The organism is Corynebacterium hylobatis (assembly GCF_003955685.1).
In the GTDB taxonomy this organism is placed as follows: Bacteria; Actinomycetota; Actinomycetes; order Mycobacteriales; family Mycobacteriaceae; genus Corynebacterium; species Corynebacterium hylobatis.
Genome location: NZ_RXHJ01000013.1, coordinates 39,578 through 57,837 on the forward strand (window position 1 = coordinate 39,578; position 18,260 = coordinate 57,837).

Annotated in this window: 13 protein-coding genes; 4 read left to right on the forward strand and 9 right to left on the reverse strand. The window is 68.0% G+C overall.

What is annotated here, in order from left to right; translation table 11 throughout:
- Positions 1-14 precede the first annotated feature (14 nt).
- The 8 genes from EAH68_RS10185 to gdhA all read right to left on the reverse strand — a co-directional run bounded on the left by EAH68_RS10185 (position 15) and on the right by gdhA (position 11,560).
- Positions 15-3,428 carry a hypothetical protein gene (locus EAH68_RS10185; protein WP_126121228.1) on the reverse strand — a complete coding sequence of 1,138 codons (3,414 nt, stop codon included), beginning with the start codon at positions 3,426-3,428 and terminating at the stop codon, positions 15-17.
- Positions 3,429-3,476: 48 nt separating this feature from the next.
- Complete coding sequence (locus tag EAH68_RS10190; RefSeq protein ID WP_126121229.1) at positions 3,477-6,905, reverse strand: AAA family ATPase; 3,429 nt, start codon at positions 6,903-6,905, stop codon at positions 3,477-3,479.
- Between the two features lie 168 nt (positions 6,906-7,073).
- The gene (locus EAH68_RS10195; RefSeq protein WP_126121230.1) at positions 7,074-7,340 is read right to left on the reverse strand and encodes an acylphosphatase; all 267 of its coding nucleotides are present in this window, start codon (positions 7,338-7,340) and stop codon (positions 7,074-7,076) included.
- A 10-nt stretch (positions 7,341-7,350) separates the two neighbouring features.
- Positions 7,351-8,199 carry a bifunctional DNA-formamidopyrimidine glycosylase/DNA-(apurinic or apyrimidinic site) lyase gene (gene mutM, locus EAH68_RS10200; protein WP_126121231.1) on the reverse strand — a complete coding sequence of 283 codons (849 nt, stop codon included), beginning with the start codon at positions 8,197-8,199 and terminating at the stop codon, positions 7,351-7,353.
- Complete coding sequence (gene rnc, locus EAH68_RS10205; RefSeq protein ID WP_126121232.1) at positions 8,177-8,938, reverse strand: ribonuclease III; 762 nt, start codon at positions 8,936-8,938, stop codon at positions 8,177-8,179. Before rnc ends, mutM begins: the two co-directional genes overlap by 23 nt.
- Complete coding sequence (locus EAH68_RS10210) at positions 8,935-9,435, reverse strand: YceD family protein (RefSeq protein WP_126121233.1); 501 nt, start codon at positions 9,433-9,435, stop codon at positions 8,935-8,937. The genes rnc and EAH68_RS10210 overlap by 4 nt, the downstream gene beginning before the upstream one ends.
- Positions 9,436-9,447: 12 nt before the next feature.
- Entirely contained in the window at positions 9,448-10,152 is a 705-nt protein-coding gene (locus EAH68_RS10215; RefSeq protein ID WP_126121234.1) for a DivIVA domain-containing protein, read from the reverse strand.
- Between the two features lie 64 nt (positions 10,153-10,216).
- Complete coding sequence (gene gdhA, locus EAH68_RS10220) at positions 10,217-11,560, reverse strand: NADP-specific glutamate dehydrogenase (protein ID WP_126121235.1); 1,344 nt, start codon at positions 11,558-11,560, stop codon at positions 10,217-10,219.
- A 140-nt stretch (positions 11,561-11,700) separates the two neighbouring features.
- Between gdhA and EAH68_RS10225 the strand changes: the two genes are divergently transcribed.
- Positions 11,701-12,789: a glycerate kinase gene (locus EAH68_RS10225; RefSeq protein WP_126121236.1), complete on the forward strand. Its 1,089-nt coding sequence runs from the start codon at positions 11,701-11,703 to the stop codon at positions 12,787-12,789.
- On the opposite strand, the gene EAH68_RS10230 is transcribed toward EAH68_RS10225, so the two are convergent.
- On the reverse strand, positions 12,759-13,139 hold the full coding sequence (locus EAH68_RS10230; RefSeq protein WP_126121237.1) for a hypothetical protein: 381 nt from the start codon (positions 13,137-13,139) through the stop codon (positions 12,759-12,761). The two genes, EAH68_RS10225 and EAH68_RS10230, sit on opposite strands and share 31 nt — an antisense overlap.
- Positions 13,140-13,169: 30 nt before the next feature.
- On the opposite strand from EAH68_RS10230, the gene EAH68_RS10235 reads away from it, so the two are divergent.
- The 3 genes from EAH68_RS10235 to EAH68_RS10245 all read left to right on the forward strand — a co-directional run bounded on the left by EAH68_RS10235 (position 13,170) and on the right by EAH68_RS10245 (position 18,257).
- Positions 13,170-14,495, forward strand: coding sequence for a DUF4921 family protein (locus tag EAH68_RS10235; protein WP_126121238.1), 1,326 nt, complete (start codon positions 13,170-13,172; stop codon positions 14,493-14,495).
- A gap of 13 nt (positions 14,496-14,508) precedes the next feature.
- Complete coding sequence (locus tag EAH68_RS10240; protein WP_126121239.1) at positions 14,509-15,762, forward strand: amidohydrolase; 1,254 nt, start codon at positions 14,509-14,511, stop codon at positions 15,760-15,762.
- A 110-nt stretch (positions 15,763-15,872) separates the two neighbouring features.
- Complete coding sequence (locus tag EAH68_RS10245; protein ID WP_126121240.1) at positions 15,873-18,257, forward strand: glycogen/starch/alpha-glucan phosphorylase; 2,385 nt, start codon at positions 15,873-15,875, stop codon at positions 18,255-18,257.
- Positions 18,258-18,260 lie beyond the last annotated feature (3 nt).

Below are 18,260 nucleotides of genomic sequence, written 5' to 3' on the forward strand. Positions count from 1 at the left end.
ATCAGGTGGCGACGCTAGTCCTCCTGCAGCGTCGCCAGGACCATCGCCTCCGCGGCGACGAGGTCACCGCTGACCAGGTCGGGGACGATGTCTGCCATGCGGCTCCAACCGCGGGAGGCCGCCTCCAGGGTTTTGGACTTGCCCATCAGCCCATGGGCGTGCATCCGGGCGGCCAGGGCGAAGACGAGGGAGACCACCGGGGCGAGTGCCCAGGCGTTGTCCCGTTCGTCGGTGTTGACCCCGTCGAGCTTGTCGAAGCGGACACGCGCGTTGGAGTACAGCGCCCGGTTGGCGCCGCGCAGGCCGCGCAGGAGGCTGACGGCCGGCTTGATCAGGTCCTCGGAGGTGAGCAGGTCAATGAGCTCCTCGCGGCGGCGGAAGGTCTCGAAGACGGCGAGCAGGCGGGCGTTGTCGTCCGAGAGCGCACCGGGCACAAGTTCCGCGCTGGAGAAGAAGTGCGCCAGCAGGGCCTCCTGCTGGGCGGCATCCATCTTCGCGATCATCACCGTGGACTGGTCGATACACGCGGAGTCAAGGGTGGAATCATGACCGGTGTCGAGAGTGCTGAGGATTCCGCGGCCAGCGACCTCCGCGAGACGGTTGCGCAGCTCCCGGCGGGCCACGCGGTCGGAATCGTCCGCGGCAGCGATCTCGGCGAGAAGCTCCAGCGAACCGAGCCAGGCCGCATGGTGACCGGTCTCCCCCGTCGCAGGGGCGGCATCCGGGTCGAGAGCGACGGTGGCCAGGCCGGAGGCGATCACCCGGCCCGGCTGCTGATGCGCAGGCACCAGGGAGTCCGCGAGCGCGGCGATGGCGGCACCCGGCGCGGAGGCGAAGGTGGCGCTGACGGCCGCGCGGCTGCGCGGGTCATCGGCCTCGGCGAGCAGCTCCCACAGGATCGGCATGATCTCCGGGTCGGTGGGGGCCTCCTCCAGTTCGCCGGCGAGGAAGGCCGAGAGGGACTCCAGGCCGTTGTCCTGGGCGCTGTAGTGGCCGGACTGCTCGGCGGTGAGTGCCCCGTCGCCCGGGTACTGCGGGGCGCGCAGGGTGGTGAAGGGGTCCACGGAGTGGAGGACGACGGCGAGAGAACCGGCGTCGACAAGCGATTCGGGCAGGGGCGTGGTCGCGGTGATCCCGGAGAGGGTCACGGCCGGTGCCCAGGGGGCGGTCAGCGGCCACACCCAGGCGTCGAGGCTGCGGGAGGCCAGGCCGTCGAATACCAGTGCGCGGTCTACGACGGACACGCCCGCGCAGTGTGGGGTGGACAGCTCGGCGAGGGTGACGGAGATGCGTTCGTCGGCGCTCGCGTCAACCCACTCGAGTTCCACACGGCCCGAGGGCAGCGTCAGTGCGGAGGTGGCCAGCGCCTTGAAGGGTGCGGAATAGGTCAGCGCATCAGTCTGCTTGAGGGTGACGGTACGCACCGGGGTGCCGTGGTTGTTGAGGACACGGATCTGCGGGCGACCCATCCCCCCACCCACGCGCACGCGCAGTTCACCGGCGGGATCCAGATCGCGCGGGGTGCAGATCAGGCGGGTGGTGCGCCACATCGTGCCCTCGCGGACGGGCAGTTCGAAGGCCATGCGCGGCGGGGTGAAACGCAGCGGCAGACGGTCACCCTCCTCCGTCTCGATGGCGAAGTCGGCGCCGGCGGAGTGCGCGTCGACGGTGACCCGGCGCGGGTCGACGATGAAGGGTTTGTCGCCGTGGTTGATGTGCAGCTGCGCGTCGCTGAGGCCGGAGACGGCCGGCACGCGCACGGAACGGTCGTTGTCGATGACGGTGCGGGTCTCCATGCCCTCGACGATGGTGTAGCGGTGGCGGAAGGATTCCCCGCGGGGGCCGCGCACGCGCACGAGGTATTCGCCGACCCAGGGGGCGTCGTAGACCTCGGAGTCGAAGATGGCGAACTGGCCGCCCTCGGCGGGCACCTCAAGCGGTTCGGCGGGGGCGATCTCCTCACCGGCGGCACCCGGGCGGGCGTAGGCGGAGATGGACAGCTGCCAGATCTCGTCGCGGCCGGAGGGGGTGGGTGGGAAATCTGCGATGAGTTCACCCGGATAGACCGGCAGGCCGGAGAGGGATTTCACGTCGGCCAGCGGTTCGGCGGGGTGGAGGAAGCGCACGCGGTGGCGGGGGTCCACGCTGCGCAGGCGGGAGGAACTGGCGCCGCGGGTGACCTGGAGGCTGGCGGCCTCGCCCAGGTCGAGGCGGCGGGCGATCCAGGAGTTCCAGCCCTGGACGGCAACCTCCTCGAGAACGGGCAGGTCCCTGCCGGTGGCGACGTCCGTGATGGTGGCGTCCGCCGGGGTGAGCACCCAGGCCTCGCGGTGGTGGAGGGTGGAGACTGCGGTGAGGTTCTGGCCGTTGTCGGCGAAGATGAGCACCGGGTCATCGGTGTCGACGACCGGGGTGGTCCAGGTGATGCCGTTGGAGACGTCCTGGACGGTGGCCTCGCGGATCTGGCGCTCGACGGTGACGTCGAGTGCCTCCGACCAGGTCGGCTCCCCCCAGGGGCGGCCGGTGCGGAAGATGCGGGTGGTGCCCTCCACGTTGACCCGCCAGGAGACCTCACCGAGTTCGTCGTGTACCCGCTGCTGCGGCAGGCGCAGGCAGACCTTGGCGCGACGGGCGTCGAAGATCAGGCGCGGACGCAGCTCGCGGGTGGCCACGCCCACCTCGGTGGCGCGGTAGAGGGTGCCCACGGGGCGTTCGCGCAACTCGGCGATGACCGGCTCGGCGACCAGTGCCGGCAGGGAGTCCGGCAGTTTCCGGTCCGGCCACGAGGTGGGGTGCTCGAGGGTGAAGTTGCGCAGTTCGTTGATGCCGTCGAGCAGGGTGGTGAAACGTTCCGGGGCCAGGCCGGCGATGACGGCGGTGAGTTCAAGGGTCTCGTCCTCCACGTCCTCCCAGGCCCAGGAGTCGTCCGCGAGCAGGGGCGCGATGTCGCCGCCCTCGGTGCGGTCGAGCACCTCGAGAAGGGTGCCGATCTCTGCCCAGGGCAGGCCGGCGTGGACGGCCAGCAGGTCGACGGGTTCGGCCTCCAGCACGGTCAGGCCGAGCCGTTCCAGCAGGGCCGGGACCTGGTTGCGCAGGTGTTCGACCCATTCCTCGCGGGCCTCCAGGCCGAGGCCGGTGAAGTGGTTGTCCAGGAAGGTCTCGCGTTCGGTGGTCACCGAGGCGTGTGAGACCAGTGTGGCCACCGCGAGTGCGGGGGTGATCTCGAGGAGTTCCGGGAAGGCTGCGCCGGCGGAGAGTTGCCGGGCCAGGAAGGTGCCGTAGAAGCGGTCGATCGATTCGAGTTCGTCCGCGGTGAGACCTGCGTCGGTGAACCAGTCCCGGCCGGCCAGCCGACCGGCGATGTCGAGTTCCGTCTGGGAGGCCCAGAGAAGCAGAGAATCCTGGAGGTCGGCGAATGGCGTGCTCATCTGGTGGTGGTGTCCCCTGTCCAAGGTTGTTCGTGTGAATCGATCATCCTACCCGGCGGGCTGCATACGCTGGGAGATGACTCTGGTGACACCGTCGCCGCGCATGGTCACGCCGTAGAGGACGTTGGCCACGTCCATTGTCGGCTTCTGGTGGGTGATCACGATCAGCTGCGAATCCCTGCGCAGTTCCTGGAACAGGGCGATCAGGCGGCGCAGGTTGACGTCATCGAGGGCGGCCTCGACCTCGTCCATGACGTAGAAGGGGCTGGGCCGGGCCTTGAAGATGGCCACCAGCATCGCCAGGGCAGTGAGTGACTTCTCCCCGCCGGACAGCAACGAGAGGCGGCGGACCTTCTTGCCGGGCGGGCGGGCCTCGACCTCGATGCCGGTGAGCAGCATGTCGTCGGGGTCGGTGAGCACGAGCCGGCCCTCACCGCCGGGGAAGAGCGTGGCGAAGACCGCCGGGAACTGCTCCTCCACGTCGTGCCAGGCGTCGGTGAACAGCTGCAGGATGCGGGCGTCGACCTCCTCGATGACCCCGGACAGGTCCGCACGTGCCCGGATGACGTCGTCGAGCTGGGTGGAGAGGAACTCATGGCGTTCCTCCAGGGCCGTGAACTCCTCCAGTGCCAGCGGGTTGACCTTTCCCAGGGCGCGGAGGTCCTTCTCCGCCCGGGCCAGGCGCTGCTCCTCTTCCGTGCGGTCGAAGTCCGCGTCGGGGGTGTAGTCGGCCAGCAGGTCGGCGATGGGCAGGCCGAGATGTTCGACGATCTTGGCCTCGGCCTCGTCGATGCGTACCTGGGCCTGGGTGCGTGCGATGTCCCCGGCGTGGGCGTTGTCGGTGAGGCGGTTGAGCCGGATGCGGGCGGCGTTGACCCGGTCTCTGGCGCGCGCCAGGCGGGCGGAGACCTCAGCACGCCGGGTGGCCAGCCGGTCGCGTTCCGCCATCGCTCGCCCCGTGGCGTCGGCGACGCGTGTGCCCACGTCCAGTGCGTGCTTCTCGACGACCGCAGCCAGCTCCGCCGCGCGCCTGCGCCGGGCCATCACCTCGTCGTGACGTGCCTTGGCCTGGCGTTCAGCCGCTGCCTGCCGGCGCAGGCCCTCTCCCCGGCCGGCGGCCTGGTTCGCGCGTTCCTCCGCGGTGCGCAGGCTGAGGATGGCCTCCATCTCCATGGCCTTGACCTGGGCCAGTGCGGTGGCGGCCTCGTCGCGGGCGGCGGTGGAGGGCTCCTCCGGGGTGTCGGTGTCCTCCACGCGTGCGAGCCGGTCGCGGGCTGCGGCGAGCTGTTCGCGCAGAGTGTCCAGGCGGGCGTCGGCACCCGTGGCGCGCTCGGTGACACGCTGGTGCTCTGCCCGGGCGGCCTGGTGCTGCTCGTTCTGACGGTTCAGGTCGCGTTCCAGGGCGGACACCGTCTGGTCGTGCTCGCGCAGGGCAGCCTTCTTCGCGGCGGCGTCGACACGGGCCTCCTCCGCGGCGATGCGGGCTCCCTCAAGGGTTCCGGAGAGTTCGTCGAGGATGCGGCGGGCGCTCACAAGCTCTGCTTCTGCAGTGACGATCTGGGCGCTGACCTCCACCGGGGAGACCACGCCGGAGCCGGCCTGGATCCAGCCCTCGCCGCACAGCACACCCTCCGGCGTGACCGCCCGCAGGCGGGGATCCGCCTCGACGGTGGCGCGCGCCGTCACCAGGTCCGGGGCGAGGGCCACGTCGGCGAGCAGGCGGTTGAGGGCAGGAGCCACCCGCGGATCGGCGTCGATGTGGTCGAGCAGCCAATCCACCCCGGCGGGCAGTTCCGCGCCCAGCCGCCAGGGCTCGGCGCATCTGGTGTCATCGATGAGCACGGTGCGCGAGGCCGCCCGGAGCTTATCGACGACCCCCGCATCCACCGCCCCCACCAGCGCCTGCGCATGCGCACCCAACGCTGCGGCCACGGCCGTGCCGTGTTCGGTGCGCAGCAGCCCGGCGAGCGCCGGCCAGTCCAGATCCACGTCGGCGACGGGCACGTTCTGGCGCAGGGTGTCGATGCGTGCCTGCAGCGAATACACCGCCCGTTCCCGTTCCCGCTGTTCATCACGCAGCTGCTCGAGGCGTTGCTCGGCGGCCCCGGCCTCACCCGCGGCCCGGACGTGGCCGTCCTCCAGCAGACCGCGCTCCCCCGCCAGCGCGCGGATCCGCGCAGCCGTCTCCTCGGCCTCCTGCTGCGCGGTGGTGGTCCGGGCGAGGGTGACCGCCAACGTCTCCGCCTGGTGGGCGATCTCCTCCTCCGCGGCAGCCACCTGCCCGGCCAGGGACTCCTCCGCGGCGACCAGCCGCACCACGCCCTCGCGGCGGTCGGCGATCGCGCGCACCTGCGCCAGGTGCTCGGCCTCCGCCTCCCGGCGGGCCTCCTCGCGTTCAAAGACCTCGTCGCGGATGGACTCCAGCCGCTCCCGGGCGATCTCCACGGCCTCGGCAAGCTCGGCGGATTCGGCGTCGGCCTGCTCCGCGCGTCGTTCCAGCACCTCCGGATCCGGCCCGGTGTAGGCCACGACATCGACATTGGCGGCACGTTCCGCGGCAATGCGCCCGGTCGCCGAGACCCGCTCCGCCAGCGTGGACAGGGTGAACCACAGCTGCTGCGCGGCCTCCACCTGCGGAGCCAGCTCCTCGAGTTCCTGCTCCAGGTCAAGCTGCTCCCCGGTGGCCTCCTCCAGCACCCCGGTGACCTCGGCGACCTCCTCTGCGAGCAGGCGGGCCCGGCGGTCGGCATCGTCGAATTCGCTGCGCAGCCGGTGGACACGGTCGCCGGCGAGCCGCAGGCGGGCATCGCGAAGCGTGGCCTGCACGGTCTGCGCCCGTTGCGCGGCCTCCGCCTGCCGGGCCAGCGGCTTGAGCTGCCGGCTCAGCTCCTGGGTGAGATCGTTGAGCCGGTCCAGGTTGGCCTGCATGCCGACGAGCTTGCGCTGTGCCTTCTCCTTACGCCGCCGGTGTTTGAGCACACCGGCCGCCTCCTCGATGTAGGCGCGGCGTTCCTCCGGCCGGGACTCGAGGATCTGTGCGAGGCGCCCCTGGCCGACGATGACGTGCATCTCCCGGCCGATACCCGAATCCGACAGCAGCTCCTGGATGTCCATGAGCCGGGCCTTCGCACCGTTGATCTCGTACTCGCTGGCCCCGTCGCGGAACATCCGCCGGGTGATGGACACCTCGGTGTAGTCGATCGGCAGGGCATGGTCGGAGTTGTCGATCGTGAGCGTGACCTCAGCGCGCCCCAGCGGTTTCCGGTCGCCGGCACCCGCGAAGATGACGTCCTGCATCTTGCCGCCGCGCAGGGTCTTCGCCCCCTGCTCCCCCATCACCCAGGCCAGTGCGTCCACGACATTGGATTTGCCCGAACCGTTGGGCCCCACGACCGCGCAGATGCCCGGTTCGAATTTCAGGGTCGTCGCGGACGCGAAGGACTTGAAGCCCCTGAGGGTCAGCGATTTCAGATGCACGCGGAAAGGGTAACACCAGGATGGTGCGGTTCAGAATAAAACGGGTCGAACACAGGGACGACTATAGGACCTGTCGTACAATGTCACGTCAACAATCGGCGCTTTTGCCTGCCACCTGGTCTTATAGAAGTACGTGCATTCGTATTATGTGACATTTTCCGAAACACCTCAGAAGGTGTCGAAACCCTTCTCCCCCACCGGCTCAGCCCACTCGCGGGCCACATCCTTTACGCGTCCGGGGCCGGAGGGCAACCGCCGGAGCAGCTCAGCGAGTGCATCCTCAGGCCCCTCGGCGACGACGCGGACACGACCGTCGGCGAGGTTCTCCGCCGAGCCGGCGAGCCCGAGACCGACGGCCTCACCCCGGGCCCACCACCGGAAGCCGACGCCCTGAACGTGGCCGTCGACAAGAGCCACGAGTCTGCGCTGTGTCATGGACCCCAGCCTATCTGCGTCTCTGGCATCCCGGGCAGAAGTGCGAGCCACGATTCATGAACTGCTCGCGCACGATCTCGGTGCCGCAGCGGTGACACGGTGTGCCCTGCTGGCCGTAGGCGTTGAGGTGCAGGGCGAAGTACCCGGAGTTGCCGTTGACGTTGACGTAGAGCGCATCGAAGGACGTCCCGCCCTGGGCCAACGCCCGGGTCATCACCGCCCGCCCGGATTCCAGCAGGTCCACCAGCCGGGGCAGGGCGATCCGGTCGGCGCGCTGCAGGGGGTGGATCTGCGCCTCCCAGAGCATCTCATCGGCGTAGATGTTGCCGATACCGGAGACCAGCTCCTGGTTGAGCAGCAGGCGTTTGATCTCCGAGCGCCGGGACTTCAGCAGGGCGGCCAGCACCTGCAGGTTCAGGCCGTCCTCGAGCAGGTCGGGAGCGATATGGGTGAGTTTCCCGGGCACACCGTCGACGAGTTCCCCCACCCACCAGTAACCGAAGGTGCGCTGGTCGACGAACCAGACCTCGGAGGTGTCGTCAAGAACCAGCCGCGCACGCAGGTGCGCATGGACGGGGCTGCCCGCATCCTTGACCAGCATCTGCCCGCTCATACCCAGATGCACCAGGAGTGCCTCATCCGTGGGTGTCGGCTCACCGAGGTCGAGCCACAGGAACTTCCCGCGCCGACGTGCCGCGGTGACCTGCAGCCCCGGCAGTCTGGCCTCGATCTCCGTGGGTCCGCCGGGCTGGTTGCGCGCGGCCCGCGGGTGCAGCACCTCCGCAGCAACGATGGTGCGTCCGACGAGGTGCCCCTCCAGACCCCGGCGGACGACCTCAACCTCGGGGAGTTCCGGCACGCGGATTCTCCCGGAGAGTGAGGAAGGCCGTGCGGGCGGAGGCCTGCTCGGCGACCTTCTTGCTCGGCCCCGTGCCGGTGCCCAGCTCAATGCCGTTGACCGTGACGGAGGCGGAGAAGGTCAGGTCGTGCTCCGGCCCGGTGGACGTCGCCTGGTATACCGGCATGGGGTACTTCAGCTCGGCGACGCGTTCCTGGAGGTTGGTCTTCCAGTCGCGGTGGATATTGCTCGCCGACGCCGCGTCAATCTTCTCCTGGAACAGACGCAGGACGACATCACGGGCAGTGTCGAAGTCGAACTGCAGGTAGATGGCACCCAGCAGGGCCTCGGTGGTGTCCGCGAGGATGGAGTCCTTACCCCGACCGTCGGTGACCAGCTCACCCCGGCCCAGCAGGATGTGCTCGCCGAGGTTGATCTCCCGGGCGACATCCGCCAGCCCGTAGCGGGAGACGATGGAGGCACGCATCTTCGAGATGTCCGACTCCGGACGCGAGGGGTACTGGCTGTAGAGCTGCGTGGCCACCGACAGGCCCAGGACGGCGTCGCCGAGGAACTCAAGACGTTCGTTGTTGGGCAGGTTACCGTTCTCGTTGGCGAAGCTGCGGTGCGTCAGCGCGAGACGCAGCAGCCCGTCCTCGAGGGCGACCCCCAGTGCGTCGAGAAGCGGGGTGTGGTCGACCGCGCGGAAGGCAGCCTCCAGCGCCTCCTCCCCGCTGGGCCGGTTGCGGCGGCGGTTCACAGGAACTTCTCCAGGTCCGTCCACCGCGGATCAACCGGCTTGAACTCGCCGGAGACCCCGTCCGGGGCCGGCGTGTCGGTCTCCTCGCAACCGCCCTCACAGGTGGGGTTGAAGGGCAGGGTCAGGCCCGCCTCGTCGATGACGGACTGGAGCAGGTCGATCTTGTCGCCGACGACCTCCGGCAGATCATCCGCCTCGTCCCCCTCTTCGCCGGTGACGAAATCCGGGGAGACGGAGAAGACCTGCGTGACATGCAGCTCAAGCTGCGGGTGGAGTTCCGTGAGGCAGCGGACGCACTGTCCGGTGAGCCGCCCGCGGACATCCGCGTTGACGAGCACTCCCCCGCCCAGCTGGGAGAGGGTGGCCTCGACGGTGATCTCCTCACCTTCCGCGAGGCCGATCATCTCCGGCCCGATCCGCGTGGGGTTGGGGCCGGTCTGGGTGCGCTGCGCGAAGTCAGTGAGGCCTGCGATATTGAAGACAAAAGGTGAAGTCATAGCCTTCGAAGTCTACTCGGTCCGGCGCCGGGACACACCTGCCCCCCGGCGCAGGGCCTGACGGTCACGGGTGACGGTGCGCAGCACGCCTGAGAGGGACTCCTCGAACTCGGAGAGCTTGCCCTCCACGAACTCGTCGCACTCGGTGCGCAGACGCTCGGAATCGACGTGCGCGGTGTCGACGATGCGGCGTGCCTCATCGTTGGCGCGGCGGACGATCTCGGTCTGGGAGACCAGGCGCTCCTGCTCCGCCTCACCCTCGCTGACGCTGCGGTCATAGGAGGCGTTGCCGTCGGCGACAAGCCGGTCAGCCTCAGCCTGGGCCCGGTGGACGGTGTCCTCGGCCTCCCGGCGGGCCGAGCCGACCAGGTGGTCCGCATCGTCCTCGGCCTTGGCCATGAGGGTGGAGGCGTGGTGTTCAGCGTCGGCGACCATGGTGTCGGCATCCTGCCGGGCCCGGGCCACGATGTCATCGGCCTGGCTCTCCGCCTCGGCGACCATGTTCCGGGCGCGTTCCTCGGCTCCGCGCAGGATCTCCTCCTGCTTGTCCAGGACGTCCTGGGCGTCGTCGATCTCCACGGGCAGGGCGTTGCGCAGATCGTCGAGAAGCGCGAGCATGTCATTGCGCGGCACCATGCAGTTGGAGGTCATGGGCACGCCATAGGCCTGCTCAAGGGTCTGGTTCAGTTCATCGAGGGCCTCAAAAACTCGGTACATGCCCTCATCGTAGACGACCCGGATGGTGTTTCCCTGCTGCGGGAAGCAGGGTTTCCCATGTCCGTTAGACGACCCCCTGGGCGAGCATCGCGTCAGCGACCTTCTTGAAGCCGGCGATGTTGGAACCCAGGACATAATCGTCCTCGTGTCCGTACTCACGGGCAGTGTTGGACATGGTGCGGTAGATCCTGGACATGATCTTGTGCAGGCGCTGGTCCGTGTACTCGAAGGACCAGGAGTCACGGGAGGCGTTCTGCTGCATCTCCAGTGCGGAGGTGGCCACACCGCCGGCGTTGGCGGCCTTGCCCGGGGCGAAGTGGATCCGGTTCGCGCGGAAAATCTCGATGGCCTCCGGGGTGGAGGGCATGTTGGCGCCCTCGGCAATGAAACGGATGCCGTTGTCCACCAGGGCCAGGGCGTGCTCACCGTTGAGCTCGTTCTGGGTGGCGCACGGCAGGGCCACATCGGCCTCGAGGTCCCAGATGGAGCCCTCGGTGTGGAAGGTGGCGCCGGTGGTCTCCTCAACGTAGACGGAGACCCGCTCACGGCGCTTGTCCTTGACATTCTTGAGCAGCTCGACATCGACACCGTCCGGGGTGGACACCCAGCCGGAGGAATCGGAGAAGCCGACGACGGTCGCACCCAGCTCCTGGGCCTTCTCGATGGCGTAGATGGCGACATTGCCGGAACCGGAGACGATGACCCGGGCACCGGACATGGAGGCGCCGTGGGCCTTCATCATCTCCTCGGTGAGGTAGACGCAGCCGTATCCGGTGGCCTCGGTGCGCACCAGCGAACCACCCCAGGTAAGTCCCTTACCGGTGAGGACACCGGACTCATGCTGGTTGGCCAGGCGGCGGTACTGACCGAAGAGGAAACCGATCTCGCGGCCACCGACGCCGATGTCACCGGCCGGGACATCGCGGTACTCGCCGATGTGGCGGTGCAGCTCCGTCATGAAGGACTGGCAGAAACGCATGATCTCCAGCTCGGACTTACCCTTGGGGTCGAAGTCGGAGCCGCCCTTGCCGCCGCCGATGGGCAGGCCGGTCAGGGAGTTCTTGAAGATCTGCTCGAAACCGAGGAACTTGATGATGCCCAGGTTCACGGAGGGGTGGAACCGGATGCCGCCCTTATAGGGGCCCAGTGCGGAGTTGAACTGCACGCGGAAACCACGGTTGACCTGCACCACCCCGTTGTCGTCGATCCACGGTACCCGGAAGATCAACTGACGCTCAGGTTCACACAGACGCTGGATCAGTCCATAGTCCGCATAGTGCGGGTCCTTCTCCAACACGATCTTCAGGGAGGTGAGCACCTCTGCGACGGCCTGGTGGAACTCCGGCTCTCCTGCGTTCCGCTTGAGCAGCATGTTGTAGTAGGAGGAGACCTGCTCGTCAATAGACATACGAGTCCTTTCCGGCCCGCAGTTGCGGGCAGCCCGGGGGTGGGGTTTCTAACGGGTAACAGTTTTCACGCGTGAGGCTGCCCATGCAAGTTTCCGACGCGTTGAATGCGTCACTCACCCTACCCCTAGACTTGTATTTCATGGTCCACATCATCATCGCCCCCGACTCCTTCAAGGGCACCGCCACCGCCGAGCAGGCCGCCCGACTGCTTGGGGAGGGTGTCCGTTCGGTCATCCGGGACGCCCAGATCACCCTCGCACCCATGGCCGACGGCGGGGAGGGCACCGCCGCCACCTTCTCCGGCGAGACGATCACCCTGCCCACCACAGACGCCGCCGGCAGGCTGACCGAGGCCTCCTACATCTTCGACGGCTCGACCGCCTACATCGACATCGCCGCCGCCTCCGGGTTGCCCGCCGTGGCGGACAATACGGTGCCGCTGACCGGTGACACCTACGGCACCGGTGTCCTCATCGCCGACGCCCAGACCCGCGGCGCCACCCGGATCGTGCTGTGCCTCGGCGGCTCGGCGACCACAGACGCGGGCACCGGCATCCTCGTCGCCCTGGGCGCCACCCCGATGGACGAGGCCGGTTATTCCCTGCGCAAGGGCGGCGGATCGCTCGGTGCACTGGCCAGCATCGACACCGCCCAGCTCAACATCCCGGCGGCCGCCCTCGAGTGGGTGCTGCTCACCGACGTCACCGCCACCGTCCCGGAGGCCGCCACCGTCTATGCCCCGCAGAAGGGCGCCTCCACAGAGGACGTCGCGCTGCTGGAATCCGCGCTGATCCACACCGCCGTGACCCTCGGCATCGACCCGCAGACCCCGGGTTTCGGGGCCGCCGGCGCAGTGCCGGTGGGTATCCACTGGCTGTCGACCATGCTCCACGGCACCGATTCCCACGTCCACGTCCTGCCCGGCGCGCCGCTGGTCGCCGACGCCCTCGGACTGGTCGAGTCGATCCCGCAGGCCAACCTCGTCATCACGGGTGAGGGGCGTTTCGACGCCCAGTCGCTGACCGGCAAGGTGGTCGGCACCATCGCCGACATCGTCGCGGGCACGGGTGCCACGCTGGCGATCGCCGCCGGACGCATCGACGCCGACCCGGGTCCGGGTGTCATCACTGCCGCGATGGGTGAGCCGGTGGACGTGGAGAAGCAGCTCTTCGAGGCGGGCGCGCAGATCGCCGCGGACTACCTGCGGATCTCCACCGCCCAGGGGTAGATCGCGGGCACCTCGTGGGCCTGTTCGTTCTCCAGCGCAACGGCATTGGTGGGCAGGTCCGCCTGCGGGGTGAGGAAACGGGAGAGCACCATCGCCAACTGGTTGACGGAGCCGGTGGCCCCCTCCACGGCGATGACGTAGCGGTGGATCTGGGCCTGGTACAGGTCGTCCCGGTCCTCGCGCAGACCCTCTTCAATACCTTCGTGAAGTTTCGGGGTGTGGTCGTGGGTGACGGCACCGCCGGTGAGCTTCTCCGCGGCGATGAGCTTGCTGATCGCCTCCTCGAACACCCCCTGCAGCTGGAGGGCGGGGGCGTCGGGGATGAGGACATCAAACTGGATTGCAGGCATGCCTAAACACTAGCCCTTAGTCTGGGGAGCATGAATCTCCCCGTCAACTCCCACCGCGACCCCATCACCATCATGGTCGATGGGACGATCAAGCAGGTCAACCCGTTCACCGGGACCGAGGTGTGGACCGTGCCGGGCCGCGGCAACCGGCCGTTGACCAGGCCGGCTGTTGATCCGACGCCGCTGGGCCGCCACGACCGGGACCGCCGCTGCGCCTTCTGTTCCGCCACCCCGCTGGCCACCCCGCCGGAGAAGTCCCGCATGGTGCGTGAGGACGGGCAATGGCGCATCCTGCACGGCCAGCTGCCCCACGAGCTGGCGGAGAGCACCGCCGAGTTCCGCCGGGTGCCCAACCTCTTCGAGATCATCTCCTATGACTACTGGTCGAAGAACTACGGTTACGAGATGGACCCGGGGACCACGAAACGGATGGCCGACTATCTGGCGGACCCGGCGGGGCGCGCCCACGTCCTCGACATCGTCCGCACCCGCCTGAGCGCCGCCGGGAAGGATTCCGATCTGCCGGAGGAGCAGCTGCTGGAGTATGCGCCGGCCTATTTCGGTGGCGGGCACGACGTGATCATCAGCCGCCGCCACTTCACCGACGAGGCCACCCACACCCACGAGCTGGCCTCCTCGGGCTCTCTGAGTCCGGAGGAGCACTTCGCCTTCACGCTGTTCACCATCGACGGCATCGACGATCTCTACCAGCGCAACCGCTATGCCCCCTATGTCGCGGCCTTCCAGAACTGGCTGGCCCCCGCCGGCGCCTCCTTCGATCACCTGCACAAGCAGCTGGTGGCCATCGACTCCCGGTCCGTCCAGTCCGAGATGGAGATCGCCCGGCTGCGCACCAACCACAACATCTACAACGAGTGGGGCGTGGACTACGCCGGCTACCGCAACCTCATCATCGCCGAGAACGACTACGCCGTCGTCCACGCCGGCTTCGGTCACCGCTACCCCACCCTGACCATCTACTCCCGCTCCCCCGTCCCGGAGCCGTGGCTGCAGTCCAACGACGAGGTCCGCGGCATGAGCGACCTGATTCACGCCTGTCACGCCGCCACCGGTGCGGAGGTGCCCGTCAACGAGGAGTGGCACCACCGACCCGTCGACCTGGACCTGCCCATGCCGTGGCGGGTGAACATCAAGTGGCGGGTGTCCACGCTGGCCGGCTTCGAGGGTGGGACGAAGATCTTCGTCAACACCCTGTCCCCCGACAACATCCGCGACCGGGTGGTCTCCGCGATGTACCGCCTGCGCGACGAGGGGCTGATCGCGCAGGACATCCGCATCGCCACCGAGTGCCTCCCCCGCCGCAACACTCTCCTGTATAACCCGCTGCTGCAGTAACCTGGCGTTCACGATGAACGACATCACCCATCTCCTCAACCACCACACCGCGGACCTCGGCTGGCAGCGCGCCTTCTACGAGGATCTGCACGAGCACCCCGAACTCTCCGGCCATGAGCAGGAGACCGCCGGGCGGATTCTGCAGAAACTGGCCGACTTCGACTGCGAGGTCATCCCCCACATCGGCGGTCACGGCATCGTCGCCGTCTTCCGCAACGGCGACGGCCCGTGTGCCCTGTTCCGCGCAGATTTCGACGCCCTGCCCATCCGCGAGGAAACGGGCGTCCCCTTCGCCTCCACCCAGATCCGCCCCGGCCCCGACGGCAACCCGACCGGGGTGATGCACGCCTGCGGCCACGACATGCACACCACCGCGCTGCTCGGGGCGTGCGCCATCCTGGACACCCACCGGGAGGCCTGGTCCGGCACATTCATCGCCCTGTTCCAGCCCGCCGAGGAGACCGGCACCGGCGCCAACGCGATGATCGCCGACGGGCTGCTCCACCGCGTGCCCCGCCCGGACGTCTGCCTGGGGCAGCACGTGATGCCTGGCCGCGCCGGTGAGGTGCAGACCATGCCGGGCGCCCAGTTCGCCGCGTGTGATTCCATCCGCATCACCATCCCCGGCCGCAGTGCGCATGGCTCGATGCCGCACAACGCCATCGACCCGACCTTCACCGCCGCGATGATCGTCATCCGGCTGCAGGGCATCGTCGGCCGGGAGGTCAACCCCAACGACTTCGCCGTCGTCTCCGTGGGCACTCTGCGGGCGGGTTCAACCAACAACATCATCCCGGACTCGGCGGCACTGGTCCTCAACTGCCGGTTCTACGACGTGACCGTCCAGCGTCGCATCTACGCCGCCATCAAGCGCGTCGTCGAGGCCGAGTGTCTGGCCTCCGGCATCGAGGAGCTGCCCACCTTCGAGTTCTTCGGCCACGGCGAGCTCATCGACAATGACACGGGGGTCTTCCGCACCGTCCGTCCCGTCCTCGACTCGGTTTTCGGGGCGGCCTCCGTGGATGCGACCCGCACCACCGTCTCGGAGGACTTCGCCAACATCCCCCGCGCCTTCGGTGTGCCCTACCTGTACTGGGTGGTCGGCTGCACGCCGCAGGGACTGTGGGACCGGGCCGTCGCGGAGAACCGGGTGAAGGAGGACGTGCCGGTCAACCACATGAACACGTTCCTGCCGGAGTACGGCACCACGGTGGAGGCGACCACGAAGGCCGCCGCCGCCGGGGTGCTCGCCTACCTGTCCCGCTGAGGCGCGCGGCGGGCGGTGGGCCTATATGCTGGGGCGGGCGGTCCGCACCCGTGTGCGTGCCCGCTTTGTTTTGTTGCGAGACGACCATCGAAGCCTCAGGAGCGATCCACATGAGTGAGACCCTGCCCGCATTGAACACGACTGTCGCCGGCCACGTGCGCGCCGCCTCCGGTGCCACGCCGGAGAATGCCACCGACTACAAGTTCTGGTTCGGGCTCTCCCGCAGCGTCATGGAGCAGATCGCAGACAACTGGGAGGCCACCACGGAGGCCTACGCGGGTGTGCGCCAGCAGCACTACTTCTCCGCCGAGTTCCTCATGGGCCGTGCGCTGCTGAACAACCTCACCAACCTCGGCATGGTCGAGGAAGCGGAGGAGGCTGTCCGTGAGCTCGGCCATGAGCTCAGCGACGTCCTCGACGCGGAGAGTGACGCCGCGCTGGGCAACGGTGGCCTGGGTCGCCTCGCCGCCTGCTTCCTGGATTCCTCCGCGACGCAGAACCTGCCGGTCACCGGCTACGGCATCCTCTACCGCTACGGCCTGTTCAAGCAGATCTTCGACCACGGCTTCCAGACCGAGCAGCCGGACGCGTGGAAGGAGAACGGCTACCCCTTCTACATCCGCCGCGAGGAGCAGCCGCGTATCGTCCACTTCGAGGACATGACCGTCCGCGCCGTGCCCTACGACATGCCGATCACCGGCTACGGCACCGACAACGTGGGCACCCTGCGTCTGTGGAAGGCCGAGCCGATGGAGGAGTTCGACTACGACGCCTTCAACTCGCAGCGTTTCACCGATGCGATCGTCGAACGCGAGCGCGTCATGGACCTGTGCCGCGTGCTCTACCCCAACGACACCACCTACGCCGGCAAGGTGCTGCGCGTGCGCCAGCAGTACTTCTTCGTCTCCGCCTCCCTGCAGGCGATGATCGAGTCGCACATCGAGAACCACGGCGACCTGTCGACCTTCGCCGAGTACAACTGCATCCAGCTCAATGACACCCACCCGGTGCTGGCCATCCCCGAGCTCATGCGCCTGCTTCTCGACGAGCACGACATGGGCTGGGAGGAGGCCTGGGACATCGTCGCGGCGACCTTCGCCTACACCAACCACACCGTCCTCACCGAGGCCCTCGAGCAGTGGAACGTCACCATCTTCCAGCAGCTCTTCGGCCGTATCTGGGAGCTCGTCCTCGAGATCGACCGCCGGTTCCGCGATGAGCTGCGCGAGGAGGGCCTCGACGAGGGGCACATCCACCGCATGTCCCCGGTCCAGGACGGCCATGTCCACATGGCGTGGATCGCCTGCTACGCGGCCTACTCCATCAACGGTGTCGCGGCGCTGCACACCGAGATCATCAAACGCGACACCCTCGGTGACTGGCACGCCATCTGGCCGGAGAAGTTCAACAACAAGACCAACGGTGTCACCCCACGCCGCTGGCTGAAGATGTGCAACCCGCGCCTGTCCGACCTGCTCACCCGCCTCATCGGCTCGGACGCCTGGGTCACCGACATGGACCTGCTCAAGGACATCGCACACTACGCCGATGACGAGACCGTGATGCAGGAACTGCTCGACATCAAGGACGCCAACAAGGCCGACTTCGCCGAGTGGATCAGGGAGCGCCAGGACATCGAGATCGACCCGACCTCGATCTACGACACCCAGATCAAGCGCCTCCACGAGTACAAGCGCCAGCTGCTCAACGCCCTGTACATCCTCGATCTCTACCTGCGCATCAAGGAGGACGGGCTCAAGGACGTGCCGAAGCGCACCTTCATCTTCGGTGCGAAGGCCGCGCCGGGCTACCACCGTGCCAAGGCCATCATCAAGCTGATCAACGAGATCGCCCACGTGGTCAACAACGACCCGGAGGTCAACAAGGTCATCCGTGTCGTGTTCGTGGAGAACTACAACGTCTCCCCCGCCGAGCACATCATCCCGGCCACCGATGTCTCCGAGCAGATCTCCACCGCCGGCAAGGAGGCCTCCGGCACCGGCAACATGAAGTTCATGATGAACGGTGCGCTGACCCTGGGTACTCTGGACGGCGCGAACGTGGAGATCCACGAGGCTGTCGGCGATGACAACGCCTACATCTTCGGTGCCAAGGAGGAGGAACTGCCGGAGCTGCGCGCCAGCTACAACCCGCACCACGCCTACGAGACGATCCCGGGTCTCAAGCGCACCCTCGACGCGCTCATCGACGGCCGTCTCAACGACAGCGGCACCGGAATGTTCCACGACCTGCGTTCCTCGCTTCTCGACGGCGGCGGCTGGGAGACCCCGGACATCTACTACGTCCTGGGTGACTTCGCCGACTACCGCGAGACCCGCGATCGCATGGCCGAGGACTTCTACGCCGACCGCCAGCACTGGGCACGCATGTGCTGGGAGAACATCTGCGCCTCGGGCCGATTCTCCTCCGACCGCACCATCAACGACTACGCCCGTGAGGTGTGGAAGCTGGAACCCACCCCGGTGACCCGCTAGCCC